Source organism: Phenylobacterium sp. (assembly GCF_036402295.1).
Classification (GTDB): Bacteria; Pseudomonadota; Alphaproteobacteria; order Caulobacterales; family Caulobacteraceae; genus Phenylobacterium.
Genome location: NZ_DASWTE010000182.1, coordinates 1 through 18,819, shown reverse-complemented (window position 1 = coordinate 18,819; position 18,819 = coordinate 1). Strand labels below are relative to the sequence as shown.

Sequence of the window (18,819 nt, the reverse complement as noted above, 5' to 3'; positions counted from 1 at the left end):
GCGCGGAAGTTCCAGCCGTGGCCGTGGTAGTCGGCGAACTGGGTGTCCTTCAGCTTCGGATTGAGGCCGAACACCTCGCGCAGAAAGTCCAGGTCCGCCCACTTGCCGCGCGGCGCAGCGCCCTCGGGATTGCGGTCGAGGACCTTCCGCATCTCCTCGCTGGTCGGATACTTCTGCTTCTCCGGCCACATGGCGGGCGCATCGGACTCGTAGTCCCACATCGTGTAGCCGAGGTAGGTGTTCACGAACATGTTCGGCTGGTGCATGTGGCAGTTCATGCACTGGGCCGTGGGGATCGCGCGGGTGAAGTAGTGCTTGATCGGGTGGCCCGGCTCGTCCTTCGGGATCGTCGGGTCGGCCTGGTCGCTGGTCCCGTCGCGGCCGTACTTCGCCCAGCTCATGCTGGCGTGCGGCTGGCGATTGTTCGCATAGACCACGTGGCAGCCCGCGCAGCCGGACGAGCGATAGTCGCCCGGTTGGTCGTTGGTGCCCATGAACCACATGAAGGGATCGTTCAGGCGGGTCTTGTGGATGTTGAGCAACGGGATCGCGGCGCGCAGGCCGGTGCCCGGGCCGCGGTTCGACTGGCGGATGTCGGGCCGGCCGGGCTCTTCCAGGCGCTGGATGGCGCCCAGCGAGTTGGGCAGGCCCACCTCGGCGAACTGGCTGTTGATGTTGCGGCCGCCGCGCTCGAACACGCGGAAGATGTCGCCGGGCGGTGTCACCTGCCAGGTCGGGGCCGGATAGAGCGTCGGCAGCGCGCCGCGCTTGGCCTCCGCAGGCGTCACGGTGCCATGAGGATTGCCCGGCGACAGCACCCGCGCGGGCTCGCCGTGGGCGGTGTAGGCCTCGCCCAGGACGTAGTTCTTATAGGGCAGGATGCCGTTGTTGTAGGACGCGCCGCCGAAGAACATTGCGCCGGTCGCCATCAGCGAGCGCTCGGCCTTCTCGATGATCTCGATGTGGCAGGCGCCGCAGGCCTGGCGGGCCACCCGGTAGTCCGACGGGTTCACGAAGCGGATGTACTCAGGCGCTTCCTTGTTCAGGAGCGTGTAGCTCTGCTTCGGATTGGCCGAGCTCGGCCAATGCCAGGTGTGCGGATACTTCGGCAGCACGTGGGCCTTGTCGCGCAGCGCCACGTACTGGCCGTCGGTCTTGGCCAGGCCCGCCGGCGCGATGACGTTGGCGTCGCCGCCGTGGCACGAGGCGCAACCCAGCTTCACCGCCTGCGACAGGTGCATGGTCTTGGCGTCGGACTCGGCGTGGCACGAGACGCAGCCCTGGCTGGCGGCGTCGACCTCCTCGTCTGTCATGCCCAGCTTCGCAGCCGGCGCAGCCACGTACGTGCGCTTGACGGGCTTCTCGGCCTCGCTGGCGCGCAGGGACCCAGATCCGAACAGGGAAAGGGGCGCAAGCACGGTCAGCGCGACGAACGCCCCCATCCTTAGCCATTTCATCCCTGATTTCAGCATCTTGCCCCTAGAAGGTGAGAATTGCGTTGAGCAGGATCGAGTAGTAGCGATCGTGGCGGCCCGTGTTGGAGAACAGGTCCTTGAAGCCCTTGCCCGCGTCGAACACCGCGGCCGAGGCGCGGAACACGATGTTCTGGGTCATGTGCGGCCGCCAGATCGTCGAGACCGAGGCGTCCCAGCCCAGCGACTTCGGGATCGAGCCCTCCTGGCGCAGCGCCTGGACGATCGCGGTGTTGGCCATGCCGATGTGCTGGATGTTGGTCGAGATGCGCAGCTCGGGCAGTACGTCGAAGTCCGCGCCGCCGCCGAACACCACGGTGCCCGGGTTGTTGAAGTTGGACTGCCCCTCCTCCTTCGAGGACCGCAGGCTGTTCAGGATGCCGTTGCGCCCGTTGACCCCGATCACCCGGCCGCCGCCCGCGAACGGGATCGTCTGGCGGATCCAGTAGCTGGTGTCCGAGCCGGCGAACTGCGGGTTCTCGAAGATGGCGTCGAAGCCGCGCTCGCGATTGTCGTAGGGGTTCTTGTCGCCCGAGGCGTAGAGGCCCTGCAGGCGCACCCGGATCCAGTCGAAGTCGATCGAGGGCTCGGCGGCCACGAAGTAGCTGCGGATCTTCGCCTTGCGGCCCGTGAAGATGTTGTTCCGGTCTTCGCCCAGCGCGTAGTAGGCCGAGGCGGTCAGGTTGATCCGCCCGATGCGGCCGTCGGCGTTGTAGCCCAGGTAGGTGACGTCGTAGTCGCGGCCGCGCAGGTTCCCGATCAGCGCCGGCCGCACCGGGAAGCCGTTGTGGTCGACCTGGATCTCGTTGGCCTCGCGGTTCCGGTTGTGGACCACGGTGAGCTGCGACGTCAGGCCGGGCAGCGGCAGGTCCTGGCGGTAGACGTTGGCCACGAAGACGTAGTCGTCGCGGATCCGCTGGGTCACGTCGTTGAGGCCCGAGTTGGTGTCCTTCTCGATCCGCCAGAAGGCCGCCAGGTTGTACTGGAAGCGGTTGTTGTCACGGTTGCCGAACAGGCGGACGCCCAGTTGGTTGTCCTGGAACAGGAAGCCGCGGAAGTCGGTGGAGAACGGCTGGATGCCCACCCGCAGGCTGTCGAAGTCGTAGCGGTCCGACACGTTGCGCAGGTGATAGTCGAGGAAGACTTCCTGCACGCCCACGAAGGCGTCGTTGCGGTGGGTCTTCTTCGACGGCTCGACGTGCAGGACACGCTTCTCGGGCACGTCGACGTAGTTGTCCTGGAACGCCAACGCGACGCGGAACTCGTACTCGGGCGGCTTATAGGCCGTGGAGCCCTTGATGATCGAGGCGCCCACGATGAACGTCTGGGCCAGCACCAGGCTGGTGTCGCGGCCGAAGATATCCAGGCTGCCGGGACGCGAGGTGGTCTGCACCGACACCGGGATCGGGAAGGTGCGCGGCTCGACCACGGTGTCCGAGACGCCGGTGAGGGCGAAGAACAGGTCGTGCGTCCCCTTGATGGGGATGTCGCCCTTCAGGAAGTTCTGGTTGTAGGGGTCCCACCAGCGCGGCTTGGTCACGCCCAGCGCGCCGGCCAGGCGCCAGCGGTCGGGGACCGGGAACTCGTCGTGCGGGAAGGCCTCCGGCGGCGGCGCGCGCACGGCGCCCGGATTGTCCTGCACGACGGGCGGCGGATAAGTCGGGATGCGGCCGGGCCGGCGGCGGCCCTCCAGCGGCTTGTCGTCGGCGGGGACGGGCTCACTCTCGGGCGGCGGGCCGGTCTCCGCGGCCGGCGGCGGCGTGGGGGCCGGAGCCGGCGCCGCGTGCTGGCCGTGTTCCTGGTCCAGAGCCGCCAGCTGGAAGCTGCCGCCGCGGGCCAGGATGTCGTCGATGGTCAGCACCTGGCCCTCGCCGCGCGCGCCGGCCTGCGCCTGGCCCGCGAGGGCGGCGAAGGCGGTGAGCGCGATGAGCGAGACCTGGCGGCGCATGCCTATTTCCCCTGACACGCGTTCTGGTCGGTGGTGTCGAGGAACGGCGCGAACGGGCAGCCGACGTAGCGCAGCCGCGCCGGCGCAGTCGGTCCCACGACCAGCGTGTCGGCGCGGATGGCGGTCGGGGCGTTACCGACCGCGCCGCCAACCTTCAGGCCGCCGTTGTGCACGCCGAGGAAGGAGATCATGTCGTCCTGGTCGATGCCGTCACCCGACACGCCGATCGCGCCGACCTGCCGGCTCCCGCGGAAGATCGGCACGCCGCCCGGGAAGATCTGGATGCCGTTCTGAAGGCGGTTCTGACCGGGCGCGACATCGGGCAGGAAGGTGCAGCGCTGGGCCGTGTCGGTGGCCGATGCGCCGGTCAGGAAGCTCAGGTGCTGGCCGACATTGCCGATGATCAGGGCCGACTGCAGGCCGGTCGACAGCGGGCTCCACTGGGTGATCGGCCGCGAGAACGGACCGTTCGGTCGGCCGACCTCGCCATCGGGATAGTAGGGCCGCGCCAGGTTGCCGATGGTGCGCGCTCCGAACGCGGTCTTGCCGGTCAGCGCGGTCGGGTCCGCGAAGAAGTCGCGGGTCTTCTGCACGAAGCTGCGCACGTCGGCGCTGGGGTCGGCGCCGAGTTCGGCGGCGGCGAACGACGCGGAGAAGAAGTTGGCCGAGCGCGCCTTCTGGGCCGACACGTCGATGCCAAACACTGGCGCGTCGGGCGAGCGGACGAGGCCCAGGATCTGGCCGCGGGTATCGACCACGGTGATCGAGACCTCTGCGCGGCTGTCCAGCGGGCGGCGGATCTGCGCGCGCGCCCGGCTCATGATGGTGAAGGCCTCCTCCAGGATCGCCCGGACCTCAGCCTGCGACAGCGGCGTCAGGCCGTCGGCGCCGTCGGTTCCCGCGCGGATCGGGAAGCGGCCTGCGCCTGCGCCGTCGGTCAGCACCATGGCGCCGGCGATCGAGAACTCGGGGGCGCTGGCCAGGCGCAGGCCCGAGGCCTCCGTGCCATAGGCCTGGCCCGCGAGCGCGCCGGCGCCGGCGTAGTAGCCGGTCACCGCGGTGAACGCGCCTGTCCCCGCCGGCAGGGTCGCGAAGGCCGGCGCGCTGGACGGCGTCGTGCGCAACGTGCCGGCGCTGGCGTCGGAGAAGCGCAGCGAGGTGCCGTCGACCGTCACCCGCTCGGCGCGAATCTCTTCCGGCGCGGCGAACCCCGTGGCGGCGGCGAAGGCGATCGCCTCCTCGGCGTCGTCCTCGATGTCCAGGATGTTCTGGTCGAAGCCGTAGTCGCCGTCGGCCATGATTCCGACGCCGCCCACCAGCACGCCGCCCTTGTAGAGCGGGAAGCCGCCGGCGTCGGCCGAGAGCCCCAGCGGCGAGCGGCGCGGGCCGGTGACGTTGGCCGCCGTGCGAGTCGTGACGTCCGAGCACGGCAGCGACGAGAACTGCACGCCGAACAGCGGCCCGCTCTCCAGGCCCACCGTAGAAGGGGCTGGCGGGAAGTGCTCCTGCACGATCTGGCTGGCGGTGCGGGTCGAGAACGCGTTGCCGCCAGATGACAGGTAGGCGCCGGTGATCGCCTTGGCGATGGCCGCGCCGGTGGCCGGCACGGGGACGCCCTGGGCGTCGGTGTTGATGCCCGTCGGGCCTGGCCGCAGGGTCGCGGTCGCCCGCGCGCCGGTCATCGAATAGACGGCCAGGACGTTGCCCACCCGGTCGGTCACCGCGATCACGGCCGGCAGGTTGCGGGCGCGCGCCTCTGCCACCGCCTGGGCGATGATCTGCTGCACATCGGCGGTCGTCAGGGCCTGCGGCGCGGGCAGTGTGTAGACGCCTGCGGGCGTGCCACCGCCGGGTGGAGGCGTCGTGGGCGGAGGGGTCGTGCCGCCACCCCCGCCTCCACCGCCGCCGCCGCAGGACGCCAGCGCCAATGCGGCCAGGAACGCGGCCGGACGGGCTAGGCGCTTCATCTCAGGGACCTCGCGGCCTGGGCGACCTGGGACAGCGAGGCGCGGAAGGCCTCCGGGCGGTAGGCGTTGGGATCGCGCACCTGGGCGTAGGCGCGGTCGAGGTTCGGGCGGATGCGGTCGACCGCACCGCGGTCGGCCTGGCCCGCGGCGACCAGCGCGTTCAGCAGGGTGTCGGCGGCCATGACCGCCTGGGCGCTACCCGTGTAGTCGGTGTAGCGGCGCGAGATCTCGCCCTGCAGGATCAGGTCCACCATCGCCAGCGTCTCGGCGCGCGAGAAGGTGCGGGCCGCGAATGCGTCCGACAGCGCCCGCGCAGTGCCGGCCAGCTTGGCCGCCGCGCGGAAGGACTCGTTGCGGTCGCGGGCCAGCGCGGCATGGAAGGCGCGGCTGTCGGCGTCGAGCCGGCTCGCCAGGCCCGGCGCGGTCACGCGCGCCGCGGCCGAGAGCATGATCATGTTCTCGTCGTTGAACGGCGGCGTCCCCGCCGGGATCGGGCGGCCCGGGTTGGCCTGCCACTGCGGGCGCGCCTTCGGATCGTCGGAGATCTGGCGGTGACAGCTGTGGCAGTCGAAGAAATAGAGCTCCGGGAAGGCGCCGCGGCCGCGACCCTGTTCGCCGTAGAGGGTCAGGGCCCGCTCCAGCGCCATCGCCTGACCGACCGCCCAGGTCTTCACGCCGCCCGCATGGCCCTTGCGCTTCACATAGTCGGCGTCGACGTCCCAGTGCTGCTGCAGGCTGGAGAACAGGTCGAGCTCGAATGCGACGCGCGGGTGGCCGGCGGCCATGATCTCGTGACTGACGAACTGGCCCTGGCGCGACCCGCCGAAATGGCAGTCGAGGCAGACGCCGGCGCGGACCTTGGGATTTTCGAGGGCGCGCATGCCGCGCGCGACGTTGTTGGCATGGGTGCCGCCGACCGCGCGGTGGCTGGCCAGCCAGTTGCGCGAGCCGCCGTGGCAGGACTCGCAGCTGACGCCATCGCTGACCTGGAACTTGGCGCCGCGCAGCGACGCCGGCGTCGGATCCGCGTGGCATCCCAGGCACTGCCGGGCCACGCCGTCGTTGTTGAGGCCCATCCGGCGGATGATGGATTGGCCACGCCCCTCGTAGAGCACCCTGTAGGCGCGGCTATGGGCGCCCGCGACGCTCGACGGGTCCTGCCAGGTGATCAGCTCGTTCTGGCGGACGTTCACGCCCGAATCGACCTGACGGCTGTGGCAGCTGGAACCGGCGCACGAAGCGACGCCTTCGTGCACCGCGGCCGTCGCTGGGTTCTCGGTGGCGGCCGTGGCCGTGCGGCCAGCGCTCAGGGCGAACGCCGCGACGACGGCCGCAACCGTCGCACAAAGCGCGCCGACAACTCCCGACGCTCGTGCTCCCCCCATTGGCCCTCCCCCGGCGCAGTGGTGCTTGCAGTCTTAGCGGCCCCGCACACGCGAGGGTAGCCTGAATAAGGCGCAAATCGGTCGAAATCCAACTGCGGCGCCCGATCCTTGAGCGGTCAGGTTAGCCCGGAGTCTCCGCTTAACAACACGTTCTGCGAAAGGTAAGACGGAACGCAGTTGGTTTGGGGGTGCGTAGATGTTTCGGGGTGCTGGAGGGGCCCGCCGCGCCGGACCAGGGGCGCGCCTCGGGTTGCTGTTGCTCGCCGCCTCCGCGCTGTCCTCGCCCGCGCTTTCGCAGGTCCAGCCCGCCCCGCCATCGGGCGCCGTGCCCGGCACGACCGCCCCCGAACTCGACCCCGGTGCGCGGGTCTCGCGGCCGCCGCCCTCGCGCAGCGCCGGCGCCTTTGCCCCCGAGCCGGCCGGACCCTGCCCGCTCGAGACCTCCGACGTCCAGGTGACGCTGACCTCGGTCAGCTTCCGCGGCGCCACCGCCGTGAGCGAGGCCGAGCTGCGGCCCGCCTACGCCGAGTTCCTGGGCTCGCCCCAGAAGGTCTCGGTCATCTGCGCCATCCGCGACCGGGCTTCGCGAATCATCTTCGACAACGGCGTTCTCGCACGGGTCGAGATCCCGGAGCAGCGAATCGCCGGCGGCGCGCTGGTGCTCGAGGTGATCGAGGCGCACGTGGTCAACGTCCGCGTCCGGGGCGATGTCGGCCCCGTACAGGAGGCCATCGAACGCTACGCGGAGAAGCTGCGGGGCATGAAGCCCTTCGACATGGCCAAGGCGCAACGCTACCTGCTGCTGGCTTCGGATGTGCCAGGGGTGCGGGTGCGCGCGGCGGTTCGGCCGTCGACCAGCGCCGAGCGCGGCGCCGTCGACATCGACCTCACCGTGGCCCGTGAAGGGCCCACCGCCTTCGCCAATGTCACCAACATCGGTTCGAAGTCGGCCGGCCGCTGGGGCGGCCTCGTGCGCGGCGAGTTCGCCGGCTACACGGCTTACGGCGAGAGCACGTCGATCACCGCGTTCCACACGCTCGACTCCAACGAGCAGTGGTTGGTCCAGCTGGCCGAGAGCGCCCGCTTCGGCTCCGAGGGCCTGACCGGCCGCGGCGCGATCACCTATGGCGAAAGCCGCCCGGGCGGCGTGCTCAAGGGCCTCGACCTCAAGAGCGAGTCGCTGGTCGCCAACCTCGAGGCCACCTACCCGGTGATCCGCTCGCGCAACCGCAACCTCAACGCGGCCGGCGGCTTCGACCTGATCGACCAGAAGACCGGCGCCGGCGGGTTCGGCCGCCTGAGCCATGACGAACTGCGGGTGCTTTACGCGCGCGCCGATGGCGACTACCGCACCGAGGTCACGGGCCGACCGGTGCTGCTGAGCGGCGGGCTGGCGGTGCGCAAGGGTCTCTCGATCCTGGGCGCCAGCGACCCAGGCGACCCCCTGTTGACCCGCGCCTTCGCCAAGCCCGACGCCTGGGTGCTCCGCGCCCACGGCGGCGTCGATATCGCCCTCACCCCGCGCCTCACCGGCATGTTCCGCGGCCAGGCGCAGTATGCCTCCAGCACCCTCCTCCCCTACGAGCAGCTGTCGCTGGGCGGGCTCACCGTCGGCCGCGGCTACGATCCTGCGGCCGTCCTGGGCGACAAGGGCGTGTTGGGCGCTTTCGAGCTCAGATACGGGCCCATAGCGCTGCATCCCAAGGCGCAGGCGGCGCCCTACGCCTTCTTCGACACCGGCTACGTCGCCAACAACAACACCGGGCGCACCGGCGCGGAGAAGGACCGCACCCTGTCGTCCGTCGGCGCCGGCGTGGTCTTCCGTCTGTGGAACAGCGCCAACCTCGAAGTCACCTATGCCCACCCGCTGGACGCCACGCGGACCGGTGGGGCGCGTCAGGGCGACCGTGTGCTGATCCAGCTCACCGCAAGCCTGCTATGATGCGAGGGGGGAGTAAGATGCCGCCGCTTACCACCATCCGCCCATCGCCCGACGGCCGCCGCGGCCGGCTCCTGGCCCGCACGGCGCTGTGCGGCGTGCTCTGCGGCCTGGGCGCGCCGGCCCTCGCGGCGCCCGTTGGCGGGAGCGCGGAAGTGAACGCCGGCGGCGGCATGCCGGTCATCACGACGGACGGGCTAGCCACCAGCATTGGCCTGAACGCGCCGCGCACGGTGCTCAGCTGGACCAGCTTCAACGTCAAGACGGACGAGACGGTCACCTTCAACTTCGGCGCTCGGAACTGGATCGTCCTGAACCGCATCGTCGGCCTGAGCGAGTCGAAGATCCAGGGCGCGATCGAGGGCAAGGTCGGCTCGGCGTTCGGCGGCAACGTTTGGTTCGCCTCGCAGAACAGCGTCATCTTCGGGGCGGGCTCGCGGGTCGATGTCGGCGGCCTCCTGGTGGGCATCGGCAGCATCGGCACGGCTGGCTTCCTCGACCCGGCGAACAACACCTTCAGCTTCCAGGGCGGAGACACGGTCGCCAGCGCGAAGCTCTACCTGCTGACCGGATCGCGGGTCACGGCGCACGGCGGTTCGGCGATCTTCGCAGGCCCTTCGCTGGTGACGCGCGCCAACGCCGTGGTCACGGCCTCGCAGGGCAGCGTGCTCTACGGCTCGGCCAAGACCTTCCAGATCCGCCTCGCGCCGGGCGCCGGCGGCGACTTCGACCTGGTGGACTTCGTCGTGTCGAGCGCCGCCGACGGCACAGAGTCCAACGTGGCCATGGACCTCGCCGGGAACACGCAGGCCAACGCGGTCTTCCTGGCGGCGGTCAACCGCTCGACCCTGGGCAGCGCGGTGATCAACCTGGAGGGCCTGATCACGGCCACGGCCGCCACGGCCGACGGCGGCGACATCGTGCTGTCCGGCGGCGGCGGCATCGCCAACCGCCAGGCGGCTGCGACGCTGTCCGGAGCCGGTACAACCGACGTGTTCCTCAACCGGGCCACCGCCTCGCGCGACCTCTTGATCAGCAACGTGGGCCAGATCCACGCCCGGCCTTGGGTCCGCCCGGCCAGCGAGGCCGTGAACCCGACCACCATTGAGCAGGACGAGGACTGCAGTCAGCGCGCCTGCGAGCCCTCCGGCAACGGGAACGGAAACGGTTTCGGCAACGGCAATGGTAACGGCGGTTTCGCGCCGCTGGAGACCGTGGTGCTGGACAAGGCGCTCGTCTCCAGCCTGTTCGATCCGACCGCCATATCGGCCGTCAACGCCGGCCGCGACGCCCGGATCGCGGCGACGGCCAGCATCGAACTCGGCCGCGTGGTCACGGGCCGCGACCTCGACGTCACCGGGCCGGACATCAAGGCCAACAGCCTGACTGCGGCCGGGGCCTTGAACGTCGCCGCCAACCAGGGCGACGTGCTGCTGGCCAACGTGAGCGTGATGCGCGACGGCGTCATCTCAGCGAAGGGCGACGTGAAGATCGACGCGATCACCGCGACGCAGAAACTGGCGGTCACGGCCGGCCGCGACATCCTCGTCGGCGACGGGGTCTCGACCGCCACGGGCGGCGTGACCCTCAGCGCGGCGCAGAACGTCGTGCTGGACCTGGGCGCCGCCAAGATCGACGCCGTCACCGCGGGGTCCAGCGTGACCCTGCGCGGCGGGGCCATCGAGGTGGCCACGGTCACGACCCCGCGGTTCCTGGCCCGGTCGGCCAGCGTCAAGGTCGGCACGGTCACCACCTCGGGCGACGTCTACGTCGTCGCCACCGACGGTGACGCGGTCGTGGGCGATGCGACCGCCGGCGACGACGTGTTCGTCCTGGCCACGCACGGCACGGCATCGCTGGGGAACGCCACCCTCACGGGCGCCGGAGCCGATGCGGTGGGCGCCGATTTCACGGGCAATCCGGACGTCGCCGGCAACGGCCGCGTCGTGCGCGTGCAGTCGAGCGACCTGGACGCCGTCCTCGGCCTGGCCACCGGCGGGGTCACCGGCGCCACGTCCGTGACCGTCGACGCCGGCCGCGACGCGATCGTCGAGGTCACCAAGGATACGCCGCAGGCCTTTTCGGCGGTCGCCGCCCGCGACGCGACCCTGCGGGCGCCGACCGTGCGCCTGGACGCGGTGACGTCCGGCCGCGACCTGACGATCGGCAGCACCGTTGGTGACTTCGTGCTGACCACGACGCTGTCGGCGGTGCGCAACATCACGGTCAACGCCGCCGGCGCCTTGCGCGTGGGTGACGTGCGGGCCGATGCGGGCTCGGTGACGTTGATCGGGTCCACGGTGCAGGCGGGTGTCGTCACGGCCAGCGAGGACGTGACGTTGCGGACGACCGCCGGCGGCTTCACAGCAACGTCGCCGCTGAGCGCCGGGCGCAACGTGACGATCGACGTCGCCGGCAAGGCGACGCTGGGCCAGACCACGGGGGCCGCCGGTGTGCGGATCGCCGCCGGCGACCTCGACCTGACCGCGACCGTCACGGCGCCCACGGTGCAGATCGAATCGCGGAACGGCGCATTGCGCGTCGGCGGGCCGGCCGGAACGAGCGGCTTCGTCCTCGACAGCAACGAGTTCGGCCAGCTCCGCGCGAGCGGCCAGCTGAAGATCTACGCCGGGCTCACGACCCCCGGAGCCACCGCGCGAGGCGACCTCACGCTGCAGGACCTGGCGATCGATACGGCCAGCACACCGAACGTCACCTTCCTGGTGGGTCCGAGCGCCAATGCGCTGGTCACCGGCACGACGGCGCCGACCACGAGCGGCGGCATCCTGCGCGTCGGCGACGCCACCGACTTCAACTGGCGACCGAATTCGATCCTGATCACCGGCGCGCTCGGGGCGGCCACCTTCGCGAACGGCGACTACACGGGCGTCCGCGCCTTCGACCAGGTGCGGCTGGCGGCCCGGCAGGACATCCTGATGGGCTCGCAGCGGTTCATCGGCCTGATCCAGGCCACGGAGCCCGAGGATATCGACCTCGCCAGGCTGCGGCCCGCGGGCGTGGCCCCGCAGGGACCCGAGATCTCGAAGGTCTATGTGACGACCGGCCAGCTCGAAGTCTCGGCCGACAACAAGGTGGTGCAGCAGAACGCCGCGCAATCGGGCTCGCTGCAGTCGGTGGGCCTGCTGTTCACCGGCCAGTTCCGCCCGGCGGTGATCATCGACCCGCCCAGGGTCGTGGAACTCTGGGGCGCGTTCACCGGGCAGAACGGCCAGGTGCTGAGCGGCGCGCAAGCGAACGGCGCCCTGACCTTCGCTATCGTCGACGCGGCCGGCAACCCGATCAGCCAGCCTGCCGGCGCGAACTACCGCTTCAACAGCTGCGACTTCGGCACGACCAACTGCGCGGTGCTCTCGGGCGACGGCTTCGGCGGCGACAATGGCGGGCTGGGTTCAGGCTCGGCCGACAGCGCCCTGCGCGCCCGCGACGCGCTCGGCGACGACGCGGATCTCTCCGAGGAGGCCCTGATCGCCGCGCTTTCGTCGGAGAGCCTGACCGATCCGCCCGTGCTGCTGGGCGTCGCGCCGCCGGAGAACGAGGACGTCATCACCGATCCGGTGACGACGGGCACGGGCAGCGAAGAGATCTGGCGCAAGCGCAGGCAGAAGAAATGATCGGCAAGAGCCTCCTCCTCCTGGGCGGCGCGGTCCTCTTGACCGGCCTGCCATCCGCCGCCGGCGCCCAGACCCGCGCCGACCTGATCCCGCTGGGCCAGAGCGCCGCCTCGGGGGCCGTCTGCCAGGCCGTCCGCGACTACGACGACCCGGTGGTGCAGGCCGCGGGCCATCGCGCCTGGAACATCCGCTGTCGGGGCTGGGACGGCAGCCTCGGGCGCATCTACGTCCTGCCCAAGGGCGCCGACGCCGGCCCGTGGGAAGCCTCCCTCGCCGCCCGCGCCGCCTGCGAAACCACGAAGACCGAACAGCTCGCGGGACTGGGGCCCGTGACGCGCCGCGCCTGCCGCAGCACCGCGGGCAAGGCGCCCTACCTCGCCTACGTCTCCAACAAGGGCCGCGGGCTCTACGCCGCCGAGGGACCGGCCCAGATCGCCGACGTGCTCGCGACCGGCCTGAAGGTCGTCGCCGGCGCAATGAAGCCACCCGCCGCCTCGGCCGTGCAGACCTCGGCCGCCAGCGCCGAGATCGCCGCCGACTTCGGCGGGTCCACGGGTGGTCTCGCCCGCTCGCAGGCCGCCGCGGCCACCGACCCGGCCCGGCTGCGCGCCCGCGCCTACGTCCAGAACAACGAGTGGCGCTTCGAGCAGGCCGAGACCGACTTCCAGGCTCTGGTCGCCGACGCCGAGGCCCGCCGCGCGCCGCCCGCCGAGATGGGCGAGGCGCTGCTGAACCTGGCGCTGAACGTGTCGAACAACGGCCGTTTCGCCGAGGCCGACCGCCTGTTCCGCGACGCCGACGCCCAGGTGGCGGCCGCGAACGATCCGCTGTTGGCGGCCCAGGCGCGCACCTATCGCGCGCTGCACCTGCGCAACGCCGGCCGCTTCGCCGAAGCGGTGGAGGCCGGCCAGGCCGCGCTGCGCGCGAGCCAGCAGGTGCGCGCGGCTCGTGGCCTCAGCGCCACCGGCCCGACGGCCGTCGCCGGCGCGAACGGCGAGGTGATCCTGGGCGCGGAGCTCTCGCAGGCGCTGAACCGCCGCCCCGCCGGCCGCGACGTGATGGGCGGCAGCCGCGTCACGCTCGCCGACCGCCTGACCGTGCAGGACGCCCAGTCGCTGGAGGTGATCGGGTCCTCCCTGGCGGCCCAGGGCGACGCCGCCGGGGCCCGCGAGGCCCTGGACCGCGCCAGCCGCCTGCTCACCGCGGCCGAGGCCAGCGGCGCGCTGAACGTCTGGCTGCGCGCCCGTATCGAAGCCGACCTCGGCGAGGTGGATATGGATGCCGGCCAGCCGGGCCAGGCGATTGCCAGGTTCGATGGCGCGGTGCGGATCATCCGCCTGCGCCACGCGGGCACGGCCGCCGAGGGTGGCCTGCTCCTCCACCTCGGCCGCGCCCAGATCGCCGCCGACCGGGAAGACGCGGCGCTCGCCACCTACGCCCGGGCCTTCGAGCTCTTCCAGGAGCAGCGCGGCGCCCTGGGCGCCTCGGCCGATGACGCGGCGCCCTACTTCGACCTGCTCTTGAAGCGCATCAAGAGCGACCCCTCCAAGGCCGACGACTACAAGGCCCGCTTCTTCAACGCCGCCTCCAGCGTGGTCTCGAACGCCACGGCCCAGACGGTGTCCAAGCTGGCGGCCCGCGTCGCCTCGGGCGACAGCGCCGTCACCGGCCTGGTCCGCGCCCTGGACGACACCCGCCGCGAGCTGCGCGCCGCCGAGGCCCAGGCTGCGAACCTGCAGGCCGCCAACGCCTATGCCGGCCAGGAGCGCGCCGACCTCGAGGCGCGGCTCGAGACCCTGCAGGCCCAGGCAGACGCCCTGGAAGCGCAGCTGCTGGCCGCCAACCCGCGCTACGCCCAGCTCGTCTCCTCACAGGCCGCCCTGGCCGACCTGCAGAAGGTGCTCGGCAAGGACGAGGCCTATGTGAAGATCTTGCTGCTCGACAGCCGCGGCTACGGCCTCCTGGTCACACCGACCAAAGTCGAGCCCTACGCCATCGAGCTCAACCGCGGCACGGCCGGCGCGGCCGTGCGCCGCTTGCGCGCGCCGTTCGAGGCCGAGGAGACGCTGCCGGCCTTCGACGTCGCCCGCTCGCACCAGTTGTTCACGCAGCTGTTCGGCCCCGTGGCCTCCGACGTCATGGCCGCGAGCCACCTGATCTACGAACCCGACGGCGCGCTGATCTCCCTACCGGTCGCGGCGTTGGTCACGGCGGACCCGTCGGCGGTGCTCGCAAACACCGCCGACGGCGCCGACCCCGACTACCGCAAGGTGGCCTGGCTGGGCGCGAAGACGGACTCCGCCCTCGTCCTCTCGGCGGCCAGCTTCATGCAGTCGCGCGCCTTCGCGCCGTCGCAGGCCAAGCAGAGCTTCCTGGCCTTCGCCGACCCAGCGACGCCGGCCCGGTCCGACGCCCGCGCTTATTCCGGCATGGTCAAGCGTGCGGTGAGCCTGCGCAGCGAGCGCGACCTGTCGAACGTCTGCGAGAACACGCGGCTGGCGCTCATGCAGATGCCGCCCCTGCCCGACACGGCCGACGAGGTGCGCGCGGTGGGCGCCAGCGTCGGCGGCGCGCGGCCCGAGGACATCGTGATCGGCAGGTCGTTCACCGACCGGGCCGTGAAGGAGCGCAGCGACCTGTCTGACTACAAGGTGCTCTATTTCGCCACCCACGGCCTCCTGCCACAGCCATCGGCCTGCCTTCCCGAGCCGGCGCTGATGACTTCGGTGGGCTTCGGGGACTCCGACGGCCTGCTCGACACCAGCGAGATCCTCGACTTGAAGCTCGACGCCGACCTGGTCGTGCTGTCGGCCTGCGACACCGGCGGCGCCGGCGGCGACACTGCGGCCAGCGGCCTGCAGGGCGGCGGCGAGGCCCTCGGCGGACTCACGCGCGCGGTGATCTATGCGGGCGGGCGCTCCCTGATCGTCTCGCACTGGTCGGTGGACTCGGTGGCGACGGTGCGACTGATGACCGGCATGTTCTCGTCCGCCATGCCGACCAAGGCGGGGGCGCTGACCCGCTCGCAGGTCGCGCTGCAGCAGAGCGAGCAGTTCTCGCACCCCTACTTCTGGGCGCCCTTCACCATCGTGGGCGACGGCTCCAAGCCGCTGCCGGCCGGCGCCGCGCGCGCGGCGGATTGATCGGCAGGCAGCGTCCGTGCGACGCCGCCGACTGTGATGGCCAGCGCCGCGATCCAGCTCGACGTCGAGGCCTATGACGCCTCGACCCCGCGCCCCATGGGCCGCAATTCAGCGGGTGAAGGCTTCCTGCGCGCGTTCCTCAAGCACGCCGACGTCGACCGCTTCCACCTGTGGAACTTTCGCGACCTGCCGCAGGACGAGCTCGAGGCGCTATTGGACCGGCTGGGTCCGGTGGACCGCCCGGTGGTCTGGCTGGGCCGCGGCGATCGCCAGGCCCTGGGGCAGCCCGGCGCTGTCTACATCCCCGCGCCAACGCTGCGCGCCGAGGCCTGGGCGCGGCGCGCGTTCGGCCCGACCAGCTACAGCATCACCGGCATCACCCACACGATCGTCGAGAACTACATCCTGGACGAGATGGCGGGGTTGCTGATCGCGCCGACCGAACCCTGGGACGCGCTGATCTGCACCTCCGAGGCCGGGCGCCGCGCCGTGGAGAACCACCTCGCGGGCGTCGCCGCCTACCTGCAGGATCGCTTCGGCGCCACGCGCCTGCCGCCGGCGCAGCTCGTCACCATCCCGCTGGGCGTGCACACGGCCGACTTCGGCCAGGACCCGGCGGCCAGGGTGAGGTGGCGCGAGCGGCTCGACATCCCGCCGGACGCGCCGGTGGCGCTGCACATGGGCCGCTTCAGCGTGACCACCAAGCTGCACCCGGGGCCTTCGGGGTTGGCCCTGCAGCAGGCCGCGGAACGCCTCGGGCGGCCCGTCTATTGGCTGATGTTCGGCGGCGCGAGGCGGCCCGAGGACGAGCAGGCGTTCCAGGCGGCGGCGTCCGCCTTCGCGCCCGACGTCCAGGTACGGCTCGCACCGGATACCGAGGCGCAGACCCGCGACGAACTGGTGTCGGCGGCTGACGTCTTCCTCTCGCTGTCCGACAACCTGCAGGAGACGTTCGGCCTGACGCCGGTCGAGGCCATGGCTGCGGGCCTGCCGTGCGTGGTCAGCGACTGGAACGGCTATCGCGACACGGTCCGCCACGGCGTGGACGGCTTCCGCATCCGCACGCTGCAGCCGCGTCCCGGCCTGGGGTCGGACCTGGTCTACGCCTACGCCCAGGGGATCATGGGCTACGAGGACTATGCCGGCTCGGCGGCGCTGCTGACGGCGGTCGACGTGGCCGAGGCGGCTGAGGGGCTGACCGCCCTCTTCTCCGACGCCGGGCTGCGCGCCCGCATGGGCGCCGCGGGGCAGGCGCGGGCGCGCGAGACGTTCGACTGGCGCGGGGTGATCCCGCAGTACCAGGCGCTTTGGGCCGAGCTGGCGCGCCGCCGACTGGCCGCACCGGCCCAGCCGCCGCTGGACAACCCGTTCCGCCCCGACCCCTTCGACATGTTCGCCGACCACCCGACCGCGCCGCTGACCGCGGACACGCTGGTCGCCCTCGCCCGCCCGTTCGCCGAGGGCGAGGCGGCGTTACTGCTGGACCTGCCGGCCGTCCGGAACGTCGCCGCGCGCCTGCCGGCCACGCCCGAAGCCGAGGCCGTTCTCGCCGCCGTGGCGGCCAGCCCGCGCTCGGTCGGCGCGCTGCTCGCCGAGGTGGCGCCCGAGCGCCGCCCCTTCGTCGAACGCGGAATCCTGTGGCTGGCAAAATTCGGCTTCTTGCGTCTGAGCGGCAAATCGACGCGTAACTGAGCCGAACAGATCGTCGTTCAGGTACCGTTCAAGGCCCCGATGTGGTACTGCGTGACCTGGGCGTCCACGATCCGATGTCGTCGTACGGGGAATGATGTAGATGATCCGTAAGCTGCTGATTGGACTTGCTGTTTCGCTGACCTGCGGCGGCGCCGCGATGGCCAGCGACTACATTGTCGTGGGCTCGACCGACCCGGCGATCAAGCGCGGACAGGCCTTCGACGCCGGCGCTCGCGTGGCGCTGGGCGCCGGCAAGACGCTGACGCTGATGCGCGCCTCCGGCGAGGTCACCATGCTGCGCGGAACCGCCAACGGGGCCACGGTGCCCAGCGGCAAGCTGGCCTCCGCGGACAGCGCCCGCTTCGAGACGTTGCGCGCCCTGGTCGAGCCGCCGCCCGTGGGCCGCACCTTCGGGGCGCGTCGCGGCGGCATCTGCCCGGCGGTCGAGACCCTGACCACGCTGGACGACATCATCCGCACCGCCGAATCGAGCGGCTGCAAGACGGTCGCCCGCCAAGCGCTGGACATCTACCTGGCCAAGACCGAGCCGCCGCAACCGCAACCGCAGTAGCCCGCGGTCGACACCGTAGAATCCGAAGCGCCGCCCGGTCCTGCCGGGCGGCGTTTTCCATGTTCGGCGAGAACGGGAATGGTAGGCCGGGTGAGGTTCGAACTCACGACCATTCGATTAAAAGTCGAATGCTCTACCACTGAGCTACCGGCCCGCAACGCAAGGGTCCTTCTATCGGACGGCCGGGCGAAGCGGCGCGGAACCTAGAGGGCGGCGAGCCAAAGGCCAAGCGCGATTTGCCGCTCCGGCCTTAACAGGACCGCGGTGGGGCGTATGCTGGCCGGCATGGTCCGTTTCGTCGTCCGTTTGATTGTCGCCACAGCCGTCGCGGCCGCCCTGTCCAGCTCCGCCGCAGCGCAGACGCAGACCAAGGCCAAGCCACCGCCCGCCAAGGCCCAGCCCGCGAAGCCGCCGGCCGCCAGCCAGCCGCTGCCGCCTCCGGACCCGCCGTCGTCGCCGGAGAGCCGGATGAAGACGTCCGAACAGGTCAAGAAGGGGAGCGTCGAGGGCGCGGTGACGACGCCGCTGCGGGACCTCAACGTCGTCAAGGTCGACATCCCGGATGTGCTGATGGAGGCGCTGGAGGATCCCTATGCGCGGCCTCGCAACGCCCGGTGCCCGGCGCTGACCGCACTCATCCGGCCGCTCAACGACGTGTTGGGGCCCGACATCGACACGATCCCCGGCGACGAAGAGGGCTGGGGTTCGCGCGGCAAGTCGACGGCGCTGGGCGTGGCGGGCGACCTGGCCGGCGGGGCGATCCCGTTCCGCGGCGTCGTGCGCAAGCTGTCAGGGGCCGAGAGCCACGACCGGCTGGTCACGGCCGCCATCATCGCCGGCCATGCCCGGCGAGCCTATCTGAAGGGCCTGGGCGAGGCGCGCGGCTGCGGCCCGCCCGCGACACCCAGCCACGAACGCACGGCGATGCGCGAGGCCCTCGCCGCCCACGCGGCCGAGGTACAGGCGCGTGAGAAGACCGGCCTCAAGCCGAAGTATCCGACGAAGCCGCCGGCTGGCGCGCCGCAAACGAGCGGCGGAAGGACTCAAGCCGCCCCTCCGCCACCGCGGTC

The 18,819-nt window shown here is 71.4% G+C and carries 10 protein-coding genes and 1 tRNA gene; 6 read left to right on the top strand and 5 right to left on the bottom strand.

Annotated elements, in window-relative coordinates; genetic code table 11:
• The 4 genes from VGD44_RS11525 to VGD44_RS11510 all read right to left on the bottom strand — a co-directional run.
• Positions 1-1,442: hypothetical protein (locus VGD44_RS11525; RefSeq protein ID WP_331087057.1), on the bottom strand; the 1,442-nt coding region annotated here is incomplete at its 3' end.
• A gap of 37 nt (positions 1,443-1,479) precedes the next feature.
• Positions 1,480-3,420 (bottom strand): hypothetical protein, encoded by a 1,941-nt coding sequence (locus VGD44_RS11520; RefSeq protein ID WP_331087054.1) that lies wholly within the window; start codon positions 3,418-3,420, stop codon positions 1,480-1,482.
• A gap of 2 nt (positions 3,421-3,422) precedes the next feature.
• Entirely contained in the window at positions 3,423-5,387 is a 1,965-nt protein-coding gene (locus VGD44_RS11515; RefSeq protein WP_331087052.1) for a heme-binding protein, read from the bottom strand.
• On the bottom strand, positions 5,384-6,772 hold the full coding sequence (locus VGD44_RS11510; protein ID WP_331087050.1) for a multiheme c-type cytochrome: 1,389 nt from the start codon (positions 6,770-6,772) through the stop codon (positions 5,384-5,386). The genes VGD44_RS11515 and VGD44_RS11510 overlap by 4 nt, the downstream gene beginning before the upstream one ends.
• A 256-nt stretch (positions 6,773-7,028) precedes the next feature.
• On the opposite strand from VGD44_RS11510, the gene VGD44_RS11505 reads away from it, so the two are divergent.
• From VGD44_RS11505 to VGD44_RS11485, 5 genes are all read left to right on the top strand, one after another.
• Positions 7,029-8,714, top strand: a complete 1,686-nt coding sequence (locus VGD44_RS11505; RefSeq protein WP_331087048.1) for a ShlB/FhaC/HecB family hemolysin secretion/activation protein — start codon at positions 7,029-7,031, stop codon at positions 8,712-8,714.
• Positions 8,715-8,731: 17 nt separating this feature from the next.
• Entirely contained in the window at positions 8,732-12,343 is a 3,612-nt protein-coding gene (locus tag VGD44_RS11500) for a filamentous hemagglutinin N-terminal domain-containing protein (RefSeq protein WP_331087046.1), read from the top strand.
• Positions 12,340-15,486: a CHAT domain-containing tetratricopeptide repeat protein gene (locus VGD44_RS11495; RefSeq protein ID WP_331087044.1), complete on the top strand. Its 3,147-nt coding sequence runs from the start codon at positions 12,340-12,342 to the stop codon at positions 15,484-15,486. Before VGD44_RS11500 ends, VGD44_RS11495 begins: the two co-directional genes overlap by 4 nt.
• Positions 15,487-15,522: 36 nt before the next feature.
• Complete coding sequence (locus VGD44_RS11490; RefSeq protein WP_331087042.1) at positions 15,523-17,178, top strand: glycosyltransferase family 4 protein; 1,656 nt, start codon at positions 15,523-15,525, stop codon at positions 17,176-17,178.
• Between the two features lie 100 nt (positions 17,179-17,278).
• Positions 17,279-17,749: a hypothetical protein gene (locus tag VGD44_RS11485; RefSeq protein WP_331087040.1), complete on the top strand. Its 471-nt coding sequence runs from the start codon at positions 17,279-17,281 to the stop codon at positions 17,747-17,749.
• Between the two features lie 79 nt (positions 17,750-17,828).
• Here the strand turns inward: VGD44_RS11485 and VGD44_RS11480 are convergent.
• A tRNA-Lys gene (locus VGD44_RS11480) sits at positions 17,829-17,903 on the bottom strand.
• 119 nt (positions 17,904-18,022) lie between these two features.
• On the opposite strand from VGD44_RS11480, the gene VGD44_RS11475 reads away from it, so the two are divergent.
• On the top strand, positions 18,023-18,819 hold a 797-nt coding region (locus tag VGD44_RS11475; protein WP_331087038.1), incomplete at its 3' end, for a hypothetical protein.

Coding starts and splice junctions, on each gene's coding strand:
- VGD44_RS11520 (WP_331087054.1), bottom strand. CDS start 3,420: ATGCGCCGCCAGGTCTCGCTCATCGCGCTCACCGCCTTCGCCGCCCTC.
- VGD44_RS11515 (WP_331087052.1), bottom strand. CDS start 5,387: ATGAAGCGCCTAGCCCGTCCGGCCGCGTTCCTGGCCGCATTGGCGCTG.
- VGD44_RS11510 (WP_331087050.1), bottom strand. CDS start 6,772: ATGGGGGGAGCACGAGCGTCGGGAGTTGTCGGCGCGCTTTGTGCGACG.
- VGD44_RS11500 (WP_331087046.1), top strand. CDS start 8,732: ATGCCGCCGCTTACCACCATCCGCCCATCGCCCGACGGCCGCCGCGGC.
- VGD44_RS11495 (WP_331087044.1), top strand. CDS start 12,340: ATGATCGGCAAGAGCCTCCTCCTCCTGGGCGGCGCGGTCCTCTTGACC.
- VGD44_RS11490 (WP_331087042.1), top strand. CDS start 15,523: ATGGCCAGCGCCGCGATCCAGCTCGACGTCGAGGCCTATGACGCCTCG.
- VGD44_RS11485 (WP_331087040.1), top strand. CDS start 17,279: ATGATCCGTAAGCTGCTGATTGGACTTGCTGTTTCGCTGACCTGCGGC.